Raw genomic sequence first — 19,998 nt, forward strand, 5'->3', positions numbered from 1 at the left:
AGAGAACAAAGACACCTGACTGATCATCTGAGGTGTCTCATTTTTTTATTTTGAAAGTGAAAGATTGTCAGCAGCTTTTCCGTCTATACAGTGACAAGGAGGTGTAACACCAGTGGAGGATCATACTGGCGCACGAATCGAGCAATGGTTTCACTCATACAGCCAGGATGTATATCGATTTCTCGTCTATTACACGGGACGAACCGATATCGACGATCTTGTTCAAGAGACCTTTATTCGTGCCCTGAAAGCCATACACGACACAGAGGTTGAGAATCCCAAAACGTGGCTGTTTGCCATAGCACGAAACGTAGCCATCGATGAAAGGCGCAAGACAAAACTGATTAGCTGGTTGCCAGATATCTTCTTGCAGCATCTCGTTTCGCACGACAAAACACCGGAAGAGTCGCTGGAGTTAAGTGAAAACAAGCGTCTGCTTTATGAAATGATCAATCAGTTAAAGTCTTCTTATCGGGACGTGTTGATACTCAGAGGGATCAAGGGATTATCGAGCAAGGAGACTGCGGAGGTTTTGGGATGGACGGAAGCCAAGGTCAATCTCACAATGCATCGAGCGATAAAGTCGATTCAAAACAAACGAAATGTTTCGATTGCGGAGGTGATGAACGATGCCATCATGTGATGAGCAGATCATTCTAGAAGAATTGAATCAATTCCCGGAGCAAATCCTTTCCCGAGAACGAAGCCAAGCAATATTAGAGGGTATGCGAGAAGAAGGAGGTAGACTTCAAAAAGTGAATAAACGAAGAATGTACTATGGATGGATGGCAAAAGGGCTGATCACCTGCGGCCTGTTGCTCGGTTTTTTCTGGATGAAACCATTTTCTGCACCAGCAGAATCAACGAGCAGTGCAGCTTTGACTCCCGAAGAGCAAAAGTATTTTACGGCTGCCCAGCAGGCAATCACTACGGCGAGCGGCATTGAGAAGAATTTTACTTTTGCAGAGATCGAGAAAAACGAAGAGTCCTTTGTTGTACTGACAAAGGATGAAGAAGCCTGGGTATATTTTAAGGCCGATACGACAGAGGTGATTGCCGTCAAAGCAACTTTTGCCATCCAAGAATTGACGGAACCTTATCAAAAATATGTAGAGACTGCACGTGAAGCCTATAGGGTTACGAAACAACCGGTTAACTTCGAAACAACAGAATTTTATAAAAGAAAAGACATAGCTATTCTAAGCTTTGACTTGGATCAAGATCAGGATGTTGATGTTGATTTATCTACAAACAAAGTCATTGATTATACCTTGAATTACAACCCTAAGGATGCAGATCAAAAGTCTCTGGACATCGCGCAAAAAGCTTTGACGCGCTTCACCAATAAAAATGATCTCTCCTTCACCCTAGCCGTAAAATCATCAGATGAGAAAGAGGATAGGTGGACGTTTCACAACGAGCAAGAAAGATATGAGGTGGAAGTCGGAGCAAAAACAGGCCAAGTATATGATGTGCAGCATGTAACGGAACACAAGCATATTATCATCAAATCAATCGATGAAGCGATTCCCGTCACGAAGCCGCTTATTCAAGATATTTTTGGCATAGACACTACTGGGTACAAGGCTTATGGCGGCAAGGATTGGGGCGGCTATATATTGAGAAGTGACACTCCTGGGAAACCACGTTTATCCATAAAGCTTTTTGATAGGGATGTTGGAACGATTTATGGGATCGGTATAGAAAGAGACTGACTTTGAGTTCGGAGGTCACAGCAAAGGAGCAACGGGTTCTATATCGTATATGGAACCCGTTTTGTTACACGCTCATGCTTTCATATATTTTTACTTGCACGTATTTCTTCGATTCGGATTCAAAATTAGCGCATCATCTTCCAGCTCAAACAATTTATCCAACAGCGCATCCAAGCCATGCTCCAATTTATATTCCATCTCTTCTTTATACAAAGGAATCAAGAAATAGGCATGAACCTTGTTCCCATCCTTGGTGGGAATGACGCTGATCTCTTCGGATAGCTGAAACAGAACGACTCCATTTAAGCCAGTGCCATCCGCATACGGTACATAGTCCTCATAATTTGGTATCGTATGTCCGTATCCCAACCACGTATTGTACTGGTGAGGAAAACGAGCCATTTGCTTCATCAGCCTGATCGGCCAGTAGTTGTTTTCATCCTGTAGTGATTCTTGTGTCAGCTCCCAGGAAGCCGGCAAAAATATCATCACTTCTGCTCGATCGAAATTCTCTTCCATCTGCTCCTGTATTTCATCCGGGATCGTCATCGGTAAATCACTCATCCCAGTCGTATACAGAACCCAAAATGGTTCTTCTTCTGTAGGACTCATTACATTCACATCAATATGTATCATATCGGAAATAATTTCGTGAAAAACACTGCTTTCTCTTCCCGCAAATACCGTCTCAAAGTGGGCAACAATTTCTTCTACATATTCCATGGGAGCTGGAGGTTCATAATCAGCTTGTTCGTTATATGTGTAAATCGCAGTGCCGTCCCCTGACTTTTCTCCGTTGTTCGTACCGCCGAATAGCTTCTTGAAAAAATTCATCGCAAATCCTCACCTTCTCATATTTAGACGCTAGGTCCTCTCTATTGTATCGGCATGAGATACACCCAACATTTACCTTATCTTTGTAATTCTTGCAAGGGAATTTCGAATCAACTTGCACAAAAAAGAGGGGCGCCACTCTAGCGCTCCTCCCATTTCCTTCTTATTTCAGCACCATATAGTACCTGATCTCCTCTTTATCTACCTCGAATCCAACCGATTTGTATAGAGACAAAGCAGTTTCATTCGTCGTTTCCACCATGAGATACGCGGATTTCAGTTCATGCGATTTTAGATATCCCAATGCTTGTGTCAGTAAAAACTTCGCAAGCCCACGCTTTCTCCAAGGTTCCTGTACGAAAACATCCTCGACTACTCCTTCTTTTTCCTCCTGCCATGCCATCAAGCTGGCAGCAATCGTGTCGTTTTGACGAATCACCATGGATGTCCAGAGCGCCTTGTTCTTGTATTCAGAAAGTCTTTCAAACCCTAAAGGAGCGTCCGGCCAAATCGTGGCTTCCAGATCCAAGTAATCTTTTTCTTCCTGTGCGCTCTCCATTTTCCAATACGAAAAGTGAAAGTTTTCATTCAGCGTTAACGCGGGGATAGGTTCTAGTAAATCACGCTTCATCTGAAACAAGCTATTCCAATGGGTATAGCCCTTTTGGATAAAAAAGCGGTTGTTTTCTAGTTCGGATGAATCGTTACCGACACACAGCATCGTTTGATATTCACTTGGCAACGTTTCTTTTACTTGCAAGACTCTTAGAAATAGGTGCTGATACACGTTTTCTAGCAAATCGAAGTCATTGTCTCTTTCCGGTAGCGTCTTCAGATTCAGGTAGATCGAATGCTTATTTGCTGCTGAACGTCCAGGAGGGATAATCGTAATAATACTGACTTGACCCTTCGCCACCATCTTTCCATTTTCAAATGCACAATAGACATTACTCCAGTTTGCTTCTTCACCGACCCACCAAAACGTGGCGTTCTCTTTTGAGGTAACGGCTTGATATAGCTCGCCAAGTAACGAGAAGTCTTCCTTTTGAAAATTCCGAATAATCATGTCAGTTGATAATTGACTCACAATAATACCCCTTTCATCCTCGGGGAATATCGCGGGTTTGCGGGCTACTTACGCGAGTTCCCCATCAAAAATTTGCCCTTTGTTAGCATGTACCCAATCACAATAAACGCCTCCTTTAACAATTGTTACCATCTGAATTATCATACCGTGTCCCTTCTTGGCTATCAAACCATTTTTCTATCAGGTTAGAATTCATCTTGCGAGAAAATTAAAAACCAAGTAAACTTTATCTCATTTACTGGTGGTATGAAAATTATGGAAGTGATCAATTTCACAGGCGACTTCGAAAAAATTGGGGAGAAGGAGTTTCCTTATGGACACGAGAATCCCAGAAAGTGTTAGACCATTCTTACACGACTATACGCAGCGACTCATGGCAGAACTGCCTGATGTCATCTACGGTGTGTATTTGTATGGCTCTATTGCACTGTCAGGCTTCGAGGAAGATAACAGCGATATTGATTTTGTAACGATTTTGCATAGTGGGTTAACGAATGCAGAATTAAAAACGCTCAAGAACATTCATTATGCTCTCCAAAACGCTAACCCACTCGCTAAAAGAATGGACGGCATGTATATCAAGCTGGATGACATCGGAAAAACCAATCCATCCTTGGAGCCTTATCCTTACGTTGACAATGGGACATTCAAATCATCCGGCCACTATGATGTTAATCATGTGACGTGGTGGATCCTCAAGCAACAGGGCATTACCGTTATGGGGAAAAGTATTGAAGCATTACACATCCCGACCCAGTGGTTTGATGTCGGGGAAACGATGAAATACAATGTCCATGATTATTGGTCACCGAAAGGAAAAAGCATGCGGAAATTCTTGCTCGATGGTTGGGTAGACTTCGCCGTTTTCACCTTATGCCGAATCTATTACGCGCTCATCCATGAGGACATTATTCCGAAGAGAAAAGCGGTAGAACAGGCTCTGCAAGAACTCCCAAATGAATGGCATCTTTTACTGAAAGAATCCTTGCGAATACGCTACCAACCAAACGAACCATCTTTATTTTCGAACAGATTCAAGCGGGCAAAGGAAACCCAGCGCTTTATACACTATATCTGCGAGCTGTCGCCTAGTAAGAGGGAATAACACCCCACAAAGCATGGCGCACAGATCATCCCAAGACTCCACCTTGGATCAAAGAAAGCGTACAACGAGCTGAAGCTCTCCGGAAAAGCCGCTTTACATAAGGAAGGAGATTTGCTTGTGAAGATCATGGAGCATTTGCACCTTGAGCATTTTAGACAGATGGAACAACTCGAGCTTCAATACTATGATGCTGAATTTATTACACCGTACCAAGAGAGCTACAATTGGTATTTGTTTCGTCCCGATTCGGTCGTTGCGATCGAAGAGAATGGGCGCATCATCGCTTTTATGAACCTACTTCCCGTCAAGCCGCATATCTATTTGCAAATTGCACAAGGGACGTTTAAGGACAGCCTGATGACGACAGCGGATATCGAAGATTTAACTACTTCTCCCGAGCAAGTCTATTATTTTCTGTCCTGTGTCGTTGTCGATCAATCTTATCGGAAAAGCCCTGCCTTGCGCATGATGCTGCATCATTATCTCGATGTACTGGCTCATGTCGAACAGAGTGGCTACCGCATCCAATCGATCATCATGGACAATATCACAGAAGCTGGCAATCGGTTCGCTCAGCGCCTTTGCATGAAGCATGTCTGTATAAGCGACCACGACTCTCATATACATGCCTCGGACTATGAAGGCTTCAAACAGCATGTGCATGCGAGTTATCCCATGCTTTCTCGCTAAAGGCTTCGCATCGACTTGGTGCGAAGCCTTTTGGCGTATGCTACTTATAGAGTGCCATCCTTTCTCGCAGCCTCTCTTTTGCAAAAGCTCTTAATTCCGCTGGCTCCACTACCTCCATATGTCCGATCATATCCAAAATATCGCGACATGCTCTTTCATAACTGTACAAATTAACCGTCAATTGCTCGTAATCTCCCTGCTGCACAGCGAAAATCACCTCCAGCCTCTCTCGCACGGCCAGCTTTTCAGCATGCAATCTGATCACTACAGGAAAATATTCGACTTCACGACAAGCCTGCTTGAACGCCGCCTCCTGATTCGTCCAATAACCTGCCAACGAAAAGCTTTCCGGAATCTCGCATGCCTCCTCCAGTATATGAACAGAAGGAATCCGCTCGCACTTGAATGTTCGAATCTCCTGGGCGTTTTCACAGTAAGCAACGAGATACCACTCCGTTTTTTTCACGACGAGACCGTAGGGACATACGGTACGTGACGAGCTGCTCCCATCCATTTTGCGGTAGGCAATGACGAGTTTGCTTGATCGCCAAACCGCTGCCCGCAAAACCTCCAGATGCGGTATGACTACTCTCTCTTCCCACCACGGCGTCTCATCGAAATAGAAACGCTTCTTCGCTTTCTCGATATCCGGCCGATAAGTCTGCGGCAATGTCTTTTCCAATTTGAGCAAAGCAGACGTTAATTTGTGTCCAGTCTCGGTATCCTGTCCAACATGAATCCCCATCCCGGTCAAATACAAGTGCACGACATCATCGACGTACAGCTGTTTCAGATTGACCGTATATCCTTCCATCAAATAAATTCCACCGCTAGGTCCCGAAGTTGCCGCGATCGGAATCCCTGCCTGGGACAGTGCGTCAATATCCCGATAAATCGAGCGAACAGACGTCTCCAGTGCTATAGCGAGTTCTTTTGCTTTCATTTTTCCTCTTGATTCAATCAGCAGCAAGATCGCAATCAATCGATGCAGTCTCATCCCCAGCCTCCATGACAAAACGACCACTCTATTTTTCAACCCGGTCAAATTGATGACACAATGCTGTCAACAATACAAAGATATCATAGAGCTATCATTATGGGAGGGATGCAAGATGAACATTGCGGTATTAGGAACTGGCTTTGGTGCGTATCATGCGCATCTACTGAAAAAAATGAATGGTGTAGATAGATTAGTAGTTTTCGGTCGGAATGAATCGAAGCTGCAAAAGTTGAAGGAAGAGCTGCATGTGGAAATTACGAAGCATATGGACGAGATCATGTGCGATCCTACGATCGATGTCGTGGATATATGCTTGCCTTCGCAGCTGCATCGGCAATTCGCAGTAGAAGCACTCGAAAACGGAAAGCATGTATTCTGTGAAACACCGGTTTGCTATACGCTAGACGATGCATTAGCCATGAAGCATGCAAGGGACCAGTCGGGGAAAAAGCTGTTGGTAAATCAGTTTATCAAATTTGATCCGGCGTACGCCTACCTTCGCAGCGCTCAGACAGAAAACAAGTACGGACAGCTCCTCTCCCTCTCGCTCAAAAGAGAAACAGCTCCTTTATGGGGGGATCTAGGCTTGTCCTCCATTACAACCAATCTGATGATCCACGAGCTGGACTTCGTAACATGGCTGTTCGGTCGCAATGCCAATATGAGCGCATGGGGGACAGAGTCATCGGATAAAAAACAGTCCATCGTCCACTCGCACTTTCATTACCCTGATGCGCATGCTGAAATAGTCGCCTCCTCGCAGATGCCGACCTCGTACCCATTCACTGTCGGTTACGAGGCGTACTTTGAGAAGGCAAAGCTCGTCTTTCAGGAAGCTGACAGCCATGGTCAGACCGAAACTTTTTTATGGGAATACACGTCCTCAGGCAAGAATGAGCTCGTTCTAGAACCTGTCAATCCGTATGAAGAGAGCTTGCGTCATGCCATTCAATGCTTTGCGGACCATACACAATCGATCATCGATGTTGATCATGCAGTCGAGTCTTTGGAGCTCGCGCTTGCACTACAGAAACAGCTTGCGCGCCAGTAAAGAATCAAAACCTCCATGAAGCGTCTTTTCATAATTGATGACCTTGCCTGTCGTGGCTTCTATTGCCCATGGCTGTTCTGAATCCCGGCGGATTTGAAAAGTAAGTGCTGGCTCCGCCCCTTTTTCCGCTGGTACGTATACGAGTTCCAGTGGAGCATGCTGCACAAATAGAACAAGTGCCTCTTCCTTGGAGAGCGTTTTTGCTGTCTGATCCGTATGTATCCAAGATAAATCCGAAAAGTTGCCCGTAAGCTCGGTAACAAGCCCATCGGTGGGGAGGAATTATCAAAATACATATAATACCAAATCATGAATCACATGGAAATAGGCGTGTTATGCCGACAACTTTGGGCAGCCAGGGCATATGATGACCAGTAGAAACAAGGCACAAGGCTACTACGGGGGGTAACTAACTTGAATCTGACATTAAATCGACTCAGTCTGACGAATGTGGATGACGCTGCTGGTGTGTGGCAATATGAAGGTGGTAAAGTGTATGATGGAAATAACCATGTAGCCTATTACGCGAGTACGAAGCGCACCGTGCATCAGGGAACTGAAGCGCAGAATACGGCAATGCTCACATTGACAATATTCTTTTATGGTCTCGAGAATATTACGCTCCAAGGAAGTCATGACTACAGTTCTGGCAGGCAAATTGGAAGCGTTAGCGCTGCTTCATCCCAATTTGCTTCTTCTATTGGTAAACAGTTCACAGTATCAGGAACTAATCTCGTTATTCAGTGATTTTAGGCGATCGACAACTCAATAACTTCCATTACTTCTCAAAGCAACTTTTCATGAGAAAAGCCGATTCCCCATCATTTCAGGAGGATCGGCTTTTGAGATTTTACTGGTCAGGGGTAGCACCAACAAAATGCGCAATTTACAACATTAAGGGTCTAACATTGAGTTATTCGTTTTGTGTCGCTTATATTTTGCAGGAGCCATCCGCGCAATTGTCGCCGGATTGCTCGTCTTTTTTCTCGTCGTTCTGCACGAATTTCAGAGCAGGAGCAGTGCTTTCTTCTTCCCATACCTGGTTCAATGCACCTAAAAAGACTTCACCTGACTGCGCGCCAGAGACTGCATATTTGTTATTAATGACAAAGAACGGTACACCTGTGACACCCAAATCGTTGCCTCTTTGTTTGTCCTCTTGTACTTGCTCTCTGTATTCGTCTCCTGCCAGCATGGCGAGCGTCGCTTCCTTGTCCAAGCCTACCTCAGAAGCAAGCTGTGCCAGCACCTCATGGTCACCGAGATGGAGCGATTCCGTAAAATACGCCTTCAGCATTCGCTCCTTCATTTCCTTCATTTTTCCATGGGCATGAGCAAAGTGCGTCAAGCGATGCGCATCGAATGTATTGGTCGGAATGATCGTGTCAAAATGATAGTCGAGACCGACGCCTTTTGCCATTTGGGTTACTTGGTCATTCATGCCCTTCGCCTGTGCGAGCGGAATACTATACTTGGCTGCCAGTACTTCATGCATGTCCATATCAGTATCGCGTTCCATCTGCGGGTCGAGCTGGAAGCTGCGATATACTACCTCTACTTGATCCTTATGCGGAAATTGAGACAGCGCTCCTTCCAGACGGCGCTTTCCGATATAGCAAAACGGGCAGGCAAAATCAGACCAGATTTCAATTTTCATGTTCCATCCTCCTCTATTTGAACGGTGCTGACCAAAAGACAGCAGACCGCACACTACAAAATTCGTCGTATGCACATTATACAACAACGTACGGTACGACTATGCACTTTGGAGGCTGAAAGCTGCACTTTGCCCTTAGCGAGTCATTCGAATGATGCGATCACATATTGTTTCCGCATCTGCTTTGTCATGCGTGACCAGGATCGAAGTCATCTTGGCAGCTCGGAGCATTCGCTTCAAGTCATCGCGTATTTTCGTTTTCAGCTCGGCATCCAGATTACTGAACGGCTCATCCATCAACAAGATAGCCGGTCTAGGTGCCAGTGCACGCGCAAATGCGACACGCTGTTGCTGTCCCCCGCTCAGTTCATGTGGATATCGCTTGCCATATCCTTCGAGCTGTACGAGCGCCAACATCTCTTTCAAACGAACCAGACGCTCTGCTTTGGATAAGCGATGCAGCCCGAACAAGATGTTTTGCTCGACAGTTAAATGGGGGAACAGCGCATAATCCTGAAAAATCATACCGATCCCTCGCTGCTCTGGCTCCACAAACTGCCCCTGATCGACCAACACCTTCCCATCGATCTGGATGCGTCCGCTCTTGGGTGACTCCAGTCCGGCTATCAATCGAAGCAATGTACTTTTTCCGCAACCGCTATTCCCGAGCAGCCCGACAACTTCCCCCTGCTCCATCTGCAAAGAAAAATCCCGGATGACGCTGCCGTTCCCGCTTGCATAACCAAACGTCAGGTTTTTCACTTCAAAAAAAGTCATTTTGCCTGTCTCTCTCCTAACCAGTGATAGAAAATAACGGAGACGATCCCCACCGCAATAATACAGAGCGACGGAATCGCGGCCTGATGAATTTGTTCATCGCTTGCATATTGATACGCCTTTGTTGCCAGCGTCTCGAAGTTATAGGGACGAAGGAGCAAGGTAAGCGGCAATTCCTTCACAATTTCCATGAACACCAAGATAAAACCAGTGAGCACAGCCCCTTTGATTAATGGTAAATCCACCTTAAAAAAAGTCCGTGTCATGCTCATCCCGAGCATACGTGCCGCTTCTGAATAGCGGTTTCCCGTCTTCTCAAATCCTGCCTCGACTGCATTGAATCCAACTGCAAGAAAGCGGATGATGTAGGCAAACGTCAGCATGAACAAGGACATGCTGAGTACCAGCTTGTTGGCGCCCAAACCTAGCCAGCTATAGAAGGAACTCAGTTCTTTATCTACGGACATCACCACCGCCATCACACCGATGGACAAGACTGCGCCCGGAATAGAATAGCCCATGGAAATCAAGCGCGTCAGTGCCACTGCGAATATCGAGCCTCGGGAGAATCGGATGACATTCGCTACGATTACCGCAAGCAGCATCAAGATGGTGATGGAGATACAGGAAATGAATAGCGTATTGCTCAAGAGCTTCCAGAAGGTCTCGTTCAACACTTCCCCATACGTCCACGTCGCCCAGACACTCAACTGCGCAACAGGGATTACAAACGAAAACGAAACAATAACCAATCCGAAGATGACGGCAGCGTACATCGGGATTCCGCGCAATTTTCTGCGTGTGAGCGGCGTGCTCCTGTTCGTAGGCGAGCTGTATTTTTTCCGTTTACGCACGAGACGTTCGACGATAAAGATCCCGATGATCAACGTCATGAGCCAGGCGGACAAACGGATGGCCGATTCTACGTCATACATGCCAAACCACGTCTTGAAAATCGCCGCTGTAAAAGACTGAATCCCAAAATGCTTCGTCACTCCAAAATCATTGAGCACTTCAAAGGCCACAAGACTAGCCCCACCGACGATGGCTGCCTGCGACATAGGCAGGACGATGCGAAAAAAGATATGCGTTTGGTTTTTTCCGAGCAATCTGGCATTTTCAATGAACACAGCACTCTGCTTTTCGAGAAAGGTTTTCGTAATCAAATAAACGTACGGGAACAAAAACAGAGTAAAAATAAAAATAGCGCCCTTCATCGACATAATGTCAAAGTAGCGTTGATCGAGCGTCAGCCCGAATGTATCACGCAAAATCGTCTGAACGCTCCCCGTGTAGCTGAGCATGGAACCGTATGTGTATGCCGCGATATACGGAGGAATCGCCAGCGGCAGTACAAAAGCAAATGAAAAAAAGCGACGCAATGGAAAATCGTAGGCAGCGACCAGCCAAGCTAGCGTCACACCTACGATGATCGTACAGGCTCCAGTACCGAGCACGAGCCATAACGATTGCAACGCGTAATCCAACAGCATGTACTCTTGGATATGCTGCCAGTTTTCATTCTGTTTTTGAAAGAGTCCGAAAAAAATATAAAGAGACGGGAGAAGGGCCAAAAAGGCCCCTATCACGCTCAGCGTTACCCACCCGTTCAGTTTTCGTCTCAGGCTTCTACGCAAAAGTGCTCCCGTCATGCTTATTTCCAACCTGCTTGATTCAGCAGTTCTACCGCTTTTTTGTTATACTCGCCGAGCTTAGCAAAGTCGAGCTTTTGCGTTTTAAATTCTCCCCACTCTTTCAAAAGAGCAGGCTTGTCAGCCTCTGCATTGACAGGGAACTCGTAGCTTCCGCTTGTCAGCATCGTTTGAGCCTCTTTCCCTGTAACGAACTCAATCAATTTCACGGCATTGTCCTTGTTTTTCGCGTGCTTAGTCAAACCAATACCGCTGATGTTCAAGTGTGTGCCTGTCGTTTCTTGGTTCGGGAAGAAAACGCCGATGTTTTGCGCGACTTTTACTTCCTCTGCATCTTTAGAGTTCAGCATTTGTCCAACATAGTAGGTGTTCATGATCGCAACGTCACCGACTTTGGCAACGACAGCTTTTGCCTGATCACGGTCTCCACCTTCAGGCTTTCGCGCGAAATTGTTTACAAGACCCTTTGCCCAATCCAATGCAGCCTGCTCGCCATTCAGCTCAATAAAAGAAGCAACGAGTGACTGGTTGTACAGGTTGGAAGAAGAGCGTACCAATACTTTGCCTTTCCATTTATCTGTAGCCAAATCTTCATACGTAGACAGCTGCTCTGGCTTCACGCGATCCTTCGCATACACGATTACACGTGCACGGGTAGCCATACCGATCCATTGGTTGTCAGGATCACGCAGTTCTTTCGGTACGTTTTTCTCTACTTCGGCAGATTGAATCGGTTGCAGAACGCCATTTTGCTTCGCGTAGTTCAGAACACCACCGTCAACCGTGATGAACAAATCTGCTTCGGAGCTCTCTCCTTCACGCTTCAAGCGCTCAACCAGCTCTTCTGCTGTACCCTTCACTTCATTTACCTTGATGCCTGTTTGCTTCGTGAATTCTGCGAACAGTTTGCTATCAATATCGTAATGGCGCGCAGTAAATACGTTAACGACTTGCTCTGTGGCAGCCGGCTCCTGTGCCTTTGGTGCTTCTGTTTGTGGCTGGGCAGTATTCGCACCGTTTCCGCATGCAGCAAGCAAAGGCAGTGTCAGCATCGTACTCAGCATGACCGCCAGCATCGATTTTTTTCTCATTTTGATTCTCCCTCTCTATCGCACTGATTATTGATAATGAATATCATTGCCAATTGACAAGGCTTATTGTAACGAACAAAAATGAGAAAATGCTGTGAAAATAAAAAAACATCCCTAATTATTTTTCGTGATAGGTGGATCGGGTGAAACTCACTGACGAAGCGGTACAAAAACAGTCACAGTCGTCCCTTTCTGTTCCACACTTTGAATCGTTATGCTGCCGTTGTAACGCGCAAGCAATCGTTTGGCAATCGCCAGTCCGAGTCCGTGCCCGCTTTCCCCGCTATTTCTCGCTTTGTCTACCCGATACAATCGGTCCAAGACATACGGCAAATCCTGCTCGGGTATGCCGATTCCTTCATCTATGATTTCCATACAGACTACATTTTCTTGCACCTTGGCCCTCACGCAGATTCTTCTGCTCTCCCCGGAATACTTGACCGCATTATCCAAAAGGATCAGTAACACTTGCTCCAGGTGTTCTTCTGATATGGCAAGGATTTCTCCAGCCAAAGGTGCAAGTTCTTGCTCAATCGTAAATGTCGGCTGAATCATGGCGAATTTCTTGATCATGTGACAGACAGCCCGATCCGGATCACGGAGCGCGACATCCTCTTCTATCTCCACATGCTCCGCTCTCGTCAAAGCGAGCAGTTCCTGCACCAGTCCTTTTAGTCTGGCGAGCTCTTGAATCGATGTCTGCAAGGATTCCTCCAAAACAGCTGGATCATTTTTGCCCCAACGCCGTAGCATTCCCAGATGCCCTTCGATAATCGCAATCGGCGTGCGCAGCTCATGTGAGGCATCTTCGACGAATTGTCTCTGCTGCAAAAAGGACCGCTCCACCTGATCCATCATTTTATTGAACATTTTCATCAAGGTCGCAATCTCATCCTGATTATCGTGAAACTGCACACGTTCATGGAATCCTTTTTGCCGGACGTTGCTCATCGTTTCATTCATCGATTGCAGGGGCCTAAGCAACTGTCGCGCGAGCAATCTGCCCCCCAAACCACTTATGATCACAGCGGTCAAGCACCCAATTGCCATGACCTGAAAAAGCGCACCACTCAACTGCTCAAACTCTTTCATATTCTTCAAAATCATGACTGTCCCGTTAAATTGAAAGATCGTAAGCGGACTGCTCATGATCAACAGGTCATCACGTACTTCTTGGGTCTGGGTGCGAATCGACTGAACAGGCGGAAGCGCTGGCAGTGGGATATCTTGAAAGTTTTCCGAGACCACGACAATCGGATTACCCTCTTCGTCCAGAATGCGAATCATCTGGTTTCGTTGATTGATTTTCTCCAGGAAGCTGCGCAACTCTGCGAGGTCCTCTCCCTCAAAAGATTGCTCTTTTTCCAGCGCGTAGTTCAGGAACTCTCGCATCGTCTGTTGCACAACCTGCTGCTCATTATTAAACATCCACTTCTCTACAAAAAAATATTGGAAGCTATTATAGCCAATGAATACGAGAAAAAGCAGAAGTGACGACCAAAGTGTCAGCTTCCATTTAATCGGGAGCTTTAAGAATCTCGATGGTCCTCTCATTTTCTCATTACGTAGCCAATCCCGCGTACAGTCGAGATATAGCTGTCCTCATTGGGAGAATCGATTTTATTGCGCAAATACCGAACGTACACATCGACAACATTGGTCTCGACAGCCGCCTCGAATCCCCATACGGTATCGAGTAGCACCTCGCGAGGCAGGACTCGATTGATATTTTTCATGAACGTCACGAGCAAATCGTATTCTCTTTTGGTCAACTCAACAGGTTGATTATTTTTGGTGACGATACGTCCCTCCATTTGGACCACCAGCCCTCGGTGCGCAAGCAAGGTTTGGGGGACATTCTCCTTCTCTTCCTGACGGCGAAACACAACGCGTATGCGTGCCAACAACTCCTCGATCGCGAATGGTTTCGGAATATAATCATCGGCACCACTATCCAAGCCTGAGACGCGGTCCGTAATGCTGTCTCTGGCTGTCAGCATAATAATCGGCGTTTTTTTCACGCTGCGTATTTTTTGACAAACTGCTATACCATCGAGCCCCGGAAGCATGACGTCCAATAAGATGACATCCCATTCTTCCTGTAAAGCGAGCTCGAGTCCTTTATGTCCATCATGCGCGACTGTAATCGCAAACGATTCATAGCGCAGCTCCAGTTCAATAAATCGGGCCATATTGATCTCATCTTCTATCAGCAGCACTCTTTTCACGTTTTGCCCACCCTTTTGCCCATGCCGGGGAATTCCACCTGATTGTAGATGAAAATAATTATCAGCGTCAATGTTCTCCTACGCAGCCCAGTAACCATGTGCCCATCCCTTACATAAGATATGGCAAACTGGATAAATGTAAGGTGGTGTGTAACATGTACGGATATCAGCCTTATGAATACCCATATGAGCATGACTTACGAGCCGTATCCTCACAACATGGACGGAGAACAGGACAATCTTTTGCCGAAATTCAGGGTGGTCCACTGGCACCGAACCTGCACGGCTACGTTGTGTTTACCGATGTCCCCTACGGCACCGAAGTGTTCGTGGAAGTCAGCGGTCTTCCCAATTTCCAGCCTGCTTCCGGCAATCACCTGCAAATCGGGCCATTTGGTTTTCATTTACATGAGCATGGCGTCTGTACGGTAGGAAATCCGGAAGATCCCTTTACCGCAGCAGGCAGTCACTGGAACCCCACGCATCAGCCACATGGCAACCACGTAGGCGACTTCCCTGTGCTGTTTTCCAATGACGGCTATGCACGAATGACTTTTTTCACAAACAAAATCAGTGCAGCAGATGTGGTCGGCAGAAGCGTGATCATCCATCAAAGTCCCGATGACTTCCATTCGCAGCCGGCAGGTAATAGCGGAAAACGACTGGCATGTGGATTGATCTACGCTGGATAACGCTTTACTCGAACAGGAAAAGGGGGCAACTCTGCAAGCTGCCCCCTCCGATTATTGAATCAGTTATCGCCGTAATGTCGACAAATCAAATGCTGGTACAAGCCCTTCCTCGGCTGCACGACCGAGCAAAGCCTCGACTGCTGCATAACCATCGTTACCCAAATTTCTCGTAAACTCATTCACGTACAAGTTAATATGTGCTTGCGCTACCTCCAGGGACAGCTCTTGGGCATGGGACATGACATATTGTTGTGATGCGGTCGGATTCGCCCAAGCATATTCCACAGAGGAGCGCGTCCAATTGGTCAGTGCCTCGATGTCCATTGATTTTTTCGCGATGATGGCCCCCAACGGAATCGGCAAATTCGTATCAGACTCCCACCAGTTGCCCAAGTCAGTCATAAGAGACAGCCCGTAGTTTTGATACGTGAAACGCGCCTCGTGGATCACGAGTCCCGCATCGATCTTGCCGTCACGTACAGCAGGCATAATCTCATGAAACGGCATGACGACGATCTCCCCTACACCACCCGGGACATTTTGTGCAGCCCAGAGCCGGAACAGTAAATAAGCTGTGGAGCGCTCACTCGGAACTGCTACACGTTTGTTGGACAGGCGTGCTGGATCGTTCGCACTCTCGCTAGAATTTCCTTGGGTCAAAACGAGTGGCCCGCATCCTCTGCCCAGTGCACCGCCGCAAGGGAGCAACGAGTAGTTGTCCATCACCCAAGGCAATGCCGCATAGGAGATTTTCATTACTTCTCGGCCTTCCCCCTGTGCAGCAAGCGTATTCGTAATATCGATATCTGCGTACATAATATCGAGCTTTGGCGCTCCCGGAATTAAATCATGTGCCCAGGCATGAAAAACAAAAGTGTCATTCGGACATGGTGAAAACGCAATTTTCATGATAGTACCTCCCGTAGTACAGAGCTTCCCTTTTCCAGTGATTCCAACGCATCTTTTATCCGCCAAGCGGATTTATCCCGCGGTCCAATTGCATTCGATACCGTGCGAATTTCCAGAACAGGTCGTCTGGCAGCCTGGGCAGCAGTCGCAACCCCATACCCCTCCATCGCTTCAGCTAGCGCATCTGGCATCCGCTGTGCCAAAGCCGCCGCTGTTTCCGCTGTTCCCGTCACGGTTGATAGTGTGAGTACAATGCCTTTTTTGGCGACCAAGCCTGCCACCTTCATTGCTTCCGTGACCCGTTCGACCATCTCTTGATCGACACTTACCCGAGCTGATCCAAATCCCAGCTCGTCCACACTGCAAAAGCCCTCAGGCGTTTCTGCCCCCAAATCCGCACAAATAATCTCTGTCGCGACAACCAGCGACCCAATCTCTGCTTCTCCCACGAATCCACCGCATATTCCTGCACAAATGACCAGATCGTAGTCCGCGCAAGCAAGCGCTCTGGCTGTACTCGCTGCGGCTGCCGCTGGCCCTACTCCCCCAGCGATGACTGTGAAACGCTCATCCCCTTGAATGCCGCGCATTACTGCATCCCGTTCTGCGTCAACGGAGGTCACGATCAGAATGCTTCTATATTGTTGTGACAAAATCATTTGCCCTGGCTCCTTTCAACCGCTTTCCATCTTCCACGTTATCGCTACTTTTCGTTCGTGTAAAGCCGTTTAAAGAGTTTGTCAAAAGACAGGGAAATTATTACAATGATACCTGTTGTGCATTTTCGTTAGATGAGAGGTGACCGATCATGCTTCATCCACCGAATCCAAACACCCATCCCGACTGGCTCGCCCCCCACTCTTTGGCCTGGTACACTCAGCTGGGCGAAATGACTGGTGAATACGTATACCCGTGGCGTTCTACCATTACGGAACCGAATGGCGAGTCGCTTTTTATGGAAGAAATTAGTCGCATGGTTCCGAATCAATCCGTTCTCGACATCGGCTGCGGACATGGTGCATTCACACTGCACTGGACCCGTTCTGTCAAAGAAATTGTCGGCTTGGATGTGACAGAAAACTTTGTGCAAAAGGCCCGCACGCAAACACCCGAAAACGTCTCCTTCGTTGTCACCAATACGAAATATACTCTCCCCTTCCATGACGATACGTTCGATTGCGCCTACAATCGCAAGGGACCTACCTCCGCCTATCCAGATATAGCACGCGTCGTTAAAAGAGGAGGCTCCTTCATCGGATTACATCCGGGCGATCAGTTGTCCGCCGAATTATTCGAATGGTTTCCTTATTTATTTGGTTCACGTCCAGTAGACACTCCGATCCTGCAAAATTTGCAAGAGAGACTCAGACAAGCTGCTTTTCAGCGAGTGGATATTCAGACGGTGATCGCCACCGAGTATCTTCAGACCCCGCTCGATGTCATTCGCATGCGTTGCTTCGGACAAAGTCCCACTATTCTCTCGTCCGCCATCGAACAGCACATGGAGAGTGTTATGCCGATTTTTGACCACTATGCGACGTCTGATGGTCTACCAACTACGCACATGTATTACCTCGTTCGCGCGATTGTTTGATTCGTCCTAAAAAAACCTCCAGCCGCATTTGGCCAGAGGTCTTCACTCCGCTTATCCTTTTAGCAAATAGCTGTTGCCATCTTCATCCTGAAAAGTCGCATAGGTCCCCCACTGCATCTTGTTCAGTTCTCCTTGAAAAACAACACCGTTTGTGCGCATCGTTTCGTACTTCTTTTCAATTTCTGTACATTCAAAAACGATCGAGGCTTTTTGTTCCTGCCAGTTGCTCATCATACTTTTCGGATAGAGTACCAAAGCAGTCTGTGCACCTGCTGGTCCTACCTCCAGCCAACTGCTGTTTGGTCCCATCGGGTGCTCTTGCTTGACTTCAAATCCAACCTTTTCTGTCCAGAACACTTTTGCGCGTTGTTGATCTTCTACGTAAACAGCTACCGTTGCCATTTTGGTAATCATCATTTCCTCCTTACTAACTCGAACCTTATCATCCCATTCTAACCGAAAAAAAGTTTACTTATCGCTATCAGCACACCCAAATGTTGACAGCAGTTTCACAAGAATTTATATTTAATTACGAAATGTAAGGAACCATGCATTGAATAAGCTTCTCCCTTTCAATGCATCATGTTAGTGTAAAAACAAGTTGCAGGAGGAATGCAGAGTGGGTAAGGATTTTATTGCAGCCGTAAAAGACAGAAGAACGTACTATGGGATCAGCAAGGAAAATGTTGTATCTGACGAGCGTATTAAAGAAATCGTGCAGGAAGCAGTAAAGTACACACCATCCTCATTCAACTCCCAAAGCGCTCGCGTTGTTGTCCTCTTGGGTGCGGAGCACGATAAGCTGTGGAACATTACCAAAGAAACACTGCGTAAAATCGTTCCCGCCGAAAATTTCGGGGCCACGGAAGAAAAAATGAACGCTTTCGGTAGCGGCTACGGTACTGTTCTTTTCTTTGAAGACCAGAGCGTCGTCGAAAACCTCATGCAGCAATTCGCAGCGTACAAAGATAATTTCCCGATTTGGTCCGAGCAATCTTCCGGCATGCTTCAATATGTTGTGTGGACTGCGCTGGAAATCGAGGGCTTCGGTGCTTCCTTGCAGCATTACAATCCACTCATCGATGAAGAAATCCAACAAACGTGGAACCTCCCGAGCGAATGGAAGCTGCGAGCACAAATGCCTTTTGGCAAACCAACCGCTCAACCAGGTGAAAAACAATTCCAGCCTTTGGATGAGAGAGTGAAGTTCTTTTCCTAAGTAACATTTTGTTCAATGTTGTAATGGACGGCTCTGATCATTTCGTATTCGGGCCGTCCTTTCATGTATTGAGCGATTGCTTTCCTCTTTCTTCTGTGATAGTATTAGCTTAAACAAAAGATTCTTATTTAAAGCGTTCACATATTGTAAAGGGTTTACACTTATGTTTGAACCTTTTACAATGTGTGAATTTTATTTTATCCATAAATAAAAGTTACATATTCATTTTATTTTGTTGGAGGTAACACCCATGCAAACAGGTACAGTTAAATGGTTCAATGCAGAAAAAGGTTATGGCTTCATCGCAGTTGAAGGCGGAAACGATGTATTCGTTCACTTCAGCGCAATCCAAGGCGACGGTTTCAAAACCCTCGAAGAAGGCCAACGCGTTGAATTCAACGTGGTTGAAGGCAACCGTGGTCCACAAGCTGAGAACGTAACAAAACTGTAAATTACACATAAAGCTGCCCTTGCGAATAACAAGGGCGGCTTTTTTTTTCAGCTTTTTTTCTTCGCAAAATTCGTTCTTTGTTCCTAAAGAGCAGTTGACATTAGCCATGCCTCCCCATATAATCACTTTATAATGCAGAGTAAAGCAACGGCGCTTTCTAGCATAAGTTTCTAAAATGACACAATAAAATAAACGTGATTTGTATTTTTTGTTTATTTTTAGCGAGCTATGAAAGCGGTTCCAGCT

Annotated in this window: 23 protein-coding genes; 10 read left to right on the top strand and 13 right to left on the bottom strand. The window is 46.5% G+C overall.

Features of this window, described 5'->3' with window-relative positions; all coding sequences use genetic code 11:
• Window positions 1-112 precede the first annotated feature (112 nt).
• Both HPY28_RS11755 and HPY28_RS11760 read left to right on the top strand, forming a co-directional pair.
• Window positions 113-643: an RNA polymerase sigma factor gene (locus tag HPY28_RS11755; RefSeq protein WP_017250086.1), complete on the top strand. Its 531-nt coding sequence runs from the start codon at window positions 113-115 to the stop codon at window positions 641-643.
• Window positions 630-1,715 carry a hypothetical protein gene (locus tag HPY28_RS11760; RefSeq protein ID WP_174230611.1) on the top strand — a complete coding sequence of 362 codons (1,086 nt, stop codon included), beginning with the start codon at window positions 630-632 and terminating at the stop codon, window positions 1,713-1,715. Before HPY28_RS11755 ends, HPY28_RS11760 begins: the two co-directional genes overlap by 14 nt.
• A 90-nt stretch (window positions 1,716-1,805) precedes the next feature.
• On the opposite strand, the gene HPY28_RS11765 is transcribed toward HPY28_RS11760, so the two are convergent.
• Together HPY28_RS11765 and HPY28_RS11770 are read right to left on the bottom strand one after the other, a co-directional pair.
• On the bottom strand, window positions 1,806-2,549 hold the full coding sequence (locus HPY28_RS11765; RefSeq protein ID WP_017250084.1) for a suppressor of fused domain protein: 744 nt from the start codon (window positions 2,547-2,549) through the stop codon (window positions 1,806-1,808).
• A 163-nt stretch (window positions 2,550-2,712) separates the two neighbouring features.
• Window positions 2,713-3,636: a GNAT family N-acetyltransferase gene (locus tag HPY28_RS11770; protein ID WP_371813463.1), complete on the bottom strand. Its 924-nt coding sequence runs from the start codon at window positions 3,634-3,636 to the stop codon at window positions 2,713-2,715.
• Window positions 3,637-3,949: 313 nt separating this feature from the next.
• Between HPY28_RS11770 and HPY28_RS11775 the strand changes: the two genes are divergently transcribed.
• On the top strand, window positions 3,950-4,741 hold the full coding sequence (locus tag HPY28_RS11775; protein WP_017250081.1) for a nucleotidyltransferase domain-containing protein: 792 nt from the start codon (window positions 3,950-3,952) through the stop codon (window positions 4,739-4,741).
• A gap of 126 nt (window positions 4,742-4,867) precedes the next feature.
• Entirely contained in the window at window positions 4,868-5,431 is a 564-nt protein-coding gene (locus tag HPY28_RS11780) for a GNAT family N-acetyltransferase (protein WP_217444790.1), read from the top strand.
• A 40-nt stretch (window positions 5,432-5,471) separates the two neighbouring features.
• Here HPY28_RS11780 and HPY28_RS11785 read toward each other — a convergent pair whose 3' ends face one another.
• Complete coding sequence (locus HPY28_RS11785; protein WP_026043214.1) at window positions 5,472-6,428, bottom strand: helix-turn-helix transcriptional regulator; 957 nt, start codon at window positions 6,426-6,428, stop codon at window positions 5,472-5,474.
• 115 nt (window positions 6,429-6,543) lie between these two features.
• On the opposite strand from HPY28_RS11785, the gene HPY28_RS11790 reads away from it, so the two are divergent.
• Window positions 6,544-7,482: a Gfo/Idh/MocA family protein gene (locus tag HPY28_RS11790; RefSeq protein ID WP_174230613.1), complete on the top strand. Its 939-nt coding sequence runs from the start codon at window positions 6,544-6,546 to the stop codon at window positions 7,480-7,482.
• Here HPY28_RS11790 and HPY28_RS11795 read toward each other — a convergent pair.
• A complete protein-coding gene (locus tag HPY28_RS11795) occupies window positions 7,456-7,647 on the bottom strand; it encodes a hypothetical protein (RefSeq protein ID WP_254613107.1) in 192 nt (63 codons plus the stop codon). The genes HPY28_RS11790 and HPY28_RS11795 overlap by 27 nt on opposite strands.
• A 249-nt stretch (window positions 7,648-7,896) precedes the next feature.
• Between HPY28_RS11795 and HPY28_RS11800 the strand changes: the two genes are divergently transcribed.
• A complete protein-coding gene (locus tag HPY28_RS11800) occupies window positions 7,897-8,229 on the top strand; it encodes a hypothetical protein (RefSeq protein WP_017250076.1) in 333 nt (110 codons plus the stop codon).
• Window positions 8,230-8,413: 184 nt separating this feature from the next.
• Here HPY28_RS11800 and HPY28_RS11805 read toward each other — a convergent pair whose 3' ends face one another.
• The 6 genes from HPY28_RS11805 to HPY28_RS11830 all read right to left on the bottom strand — a co-directional run bounded on the left by HPY28_RS11805 (window position 8,414) and on the right by HPY28_RS11830 (window position 14,887).
• Window positions 8,414-9,139 (bottom strand): DsbA family oxidoreductase, encoded by a 726-nt coding sequence (locus tag HPY28_RS11805; RefSeq protein ID WP_174230614.1) that lies wholly within the window; start codon window positions 9,137-9,139, stop codon window positions 8,414-8,416.
• A 135-nt stretch (window positions 9,140-9,274) separates the two neighbouring features.
• Window positions 9,275-9,916 (bottom strand): ABC transporter ATP-binding protein, encoded by a 642-nt coding sequence (locus HPY28_RS11810; RefSeq protein WP_017250075.1) that lies wholly within the window; start codon window positions 9,914-9,916, stop codon window positions 9,275-9,277.
• The gene (locus HPY28_RS11815; RefSeq protein ID WP_174230615.1) at window positions 9,913-11,568 is read right to left on the bottom strand and encodes an ABC transporter permease; all 1,656 of its coding nucleotides are present in this window, start codon (window positions 11,566-11,568) and stop codon (window positions 9,913-9,915) included. The genes HPY28_RS11810 and HPY28_RS11815 overlap by 4 nt, the downstream gene beginning before the upstream one ends.
• Before the next feature lie 2 nt (window positions 11,569-11,570).
• Window positions 11,571-12,659 (bottom strand): Fe(3+) ABC transporter substrate-binding protein, encoded by a 1,089-nt coding sequence (locus HPY28_RS11820; RefSeq protein WP_017250073.1) that lies wholly within the window; start codon window positions 12,657-12,659, stop codon window positions 11,571-11,573.
• A gap of 150 nt (window positions 12,660-12,809) precedes the next feature.
• Window positions 12,810-14,213 (bottom strand): sensor histidine kinase, encoded by a 1,404-nt coding sequence (locus HPY28_RS11825; RefSeq protein WP_017250072.1) that lies wholly within the window; start codon window positions 14,211-14,213, stop codon window positions 12,810-12,812.
• The gene (locus HPY28_RS11830) at window positions 14,210-14,887 is read right to left on the bottom strand and encodes a response regulator transcription factor (protein WP_106835189.1); all 678 of its coding nucleotides are present in this window, start codon (window positions 14,885-14,887) and stop codon (window positions 14,210-14,212) included. The genes HPY28_RS11825 and HPY28_RS11830 overlap by 4 nt, the downstream gene beginning before the upstream one ends.
• Before the next feature lie 155 nt (window positions 14,888-15,042).
• Here HPY28_RS11830 and HPY28_RS11835 point away from each other — a divergent pair, with 155 nt between their 5' ends.
• Complete coding sequence (locus HPY28_RS11835; protein WP_017250070.1) at window positions 15,043-15,579, top strand: superoxide dismutase family protein; 537 nt, start codon at window positions 15,043-15,045, stop codon at window positions 15,577-15,579.
• A 63-nt stretch (window positions 15,580-15,642) separates the two neighbouring features.
• Here the strand turns inward: HPY28_RS11835 and HPY28_RS11840 are convergent, their stop codons facing one another.
• Complete coding sequence (locus HPY28_RS11840; protein WP_174230616.1) at window positions 15,643-16,488, bottom strand: 1,4-dihydroxy-6-naphtoate synthase; 846 nt, start codon at window positions 16,486-16,488, stop codon at window positions 15,643-15,645.
• On the bottom strand, window positions 16,485-17,147 hold the full coding sequence (locus tag HPY28_RS11845) for a futalosine hydrolase (protein ID WP_106833677.1): 663 nt from the start codon (window positions 17,145-17,147) through the stop codon (window positions 16,485-16,487). Before HPY28_RS11845 ends, HPY28_RS11840 begins: the two co-directional genes overlap by 4 nt.
• A gap of 149 nt (window positions 17,148-17,296) precedes the next feature.
• Between HPY28_RS11845 and HPY28_RS11850 the strand changes: the two genes are divergently transcribed.
• Window positions 17,297-18,082 (top strand): class I SAM-dependent methyltransferase, encoded by a 786-nt coding sequence (locus tag HPY28_RS11850; RefSeq protein ID WP_174230617.1) that lies wholly within the window; start codon window positions 17,297-17,299, stop codon window positions 18,080-18,082.
• Window positions 18,083-18,133: 51 nt separating this feature from the next.
• On the opposite strand, the gene HPY28_RS11855 is transcribed toward HPY28_RS11850, so the two are convergent.
• On the bottom strand, window positions 18,134-18,496 hold the full coding sequence (locus tag HPY28_RS11855) for a VOC family protein (RefSeq protein WP_174230761.1): 363 nt from the start codon (window positions 18,494-18,496) through the stop codon (window positions 18,134-18,136).
• 205 nt (window positions 18,497-18,701) lie between these two features.
• Between HPY28_RS11855 and HPY28_RS11860 the strand changes: the two genes are divergently transcribed.
• The gene (locus HPY28_RS11860) at window positions 18,702-19,301 is read left to right on the top strand and encodes a nitroreductase family protein (protein WP_017250065.1); all 600 of its coding nucleotides are present in this window, start codon (window positions 18,702-18,704) and stop codon (window positions 19,299-19,301) included.
• A gap of 250 nt (window positions 19,302-19,551) precedes the next feature.
• On the top strand, window positions 19,552-19,752 hold the full coding sequence (locus tag HPY28_RS11865; RefSeq protein WP_007725380.1) for a cold-shock protein: 201 nt from the start codon (window positions 19,552-19,554) through the stop codon (window positions 19,750-19,752).
• The last annotated feature ends 246 nt before the right edge of the window (window positions 19,753-19,998 follow it).

The organism is Brevibacillus sp. HB1.2, from assembly GCF_013332495.1.
Classification (GTDB): Bacteria; Bacillota; Bacilli; order Brevibacillales; family Brevibacillaceae; genus Brevibacillus; species Brevibacillus porteri.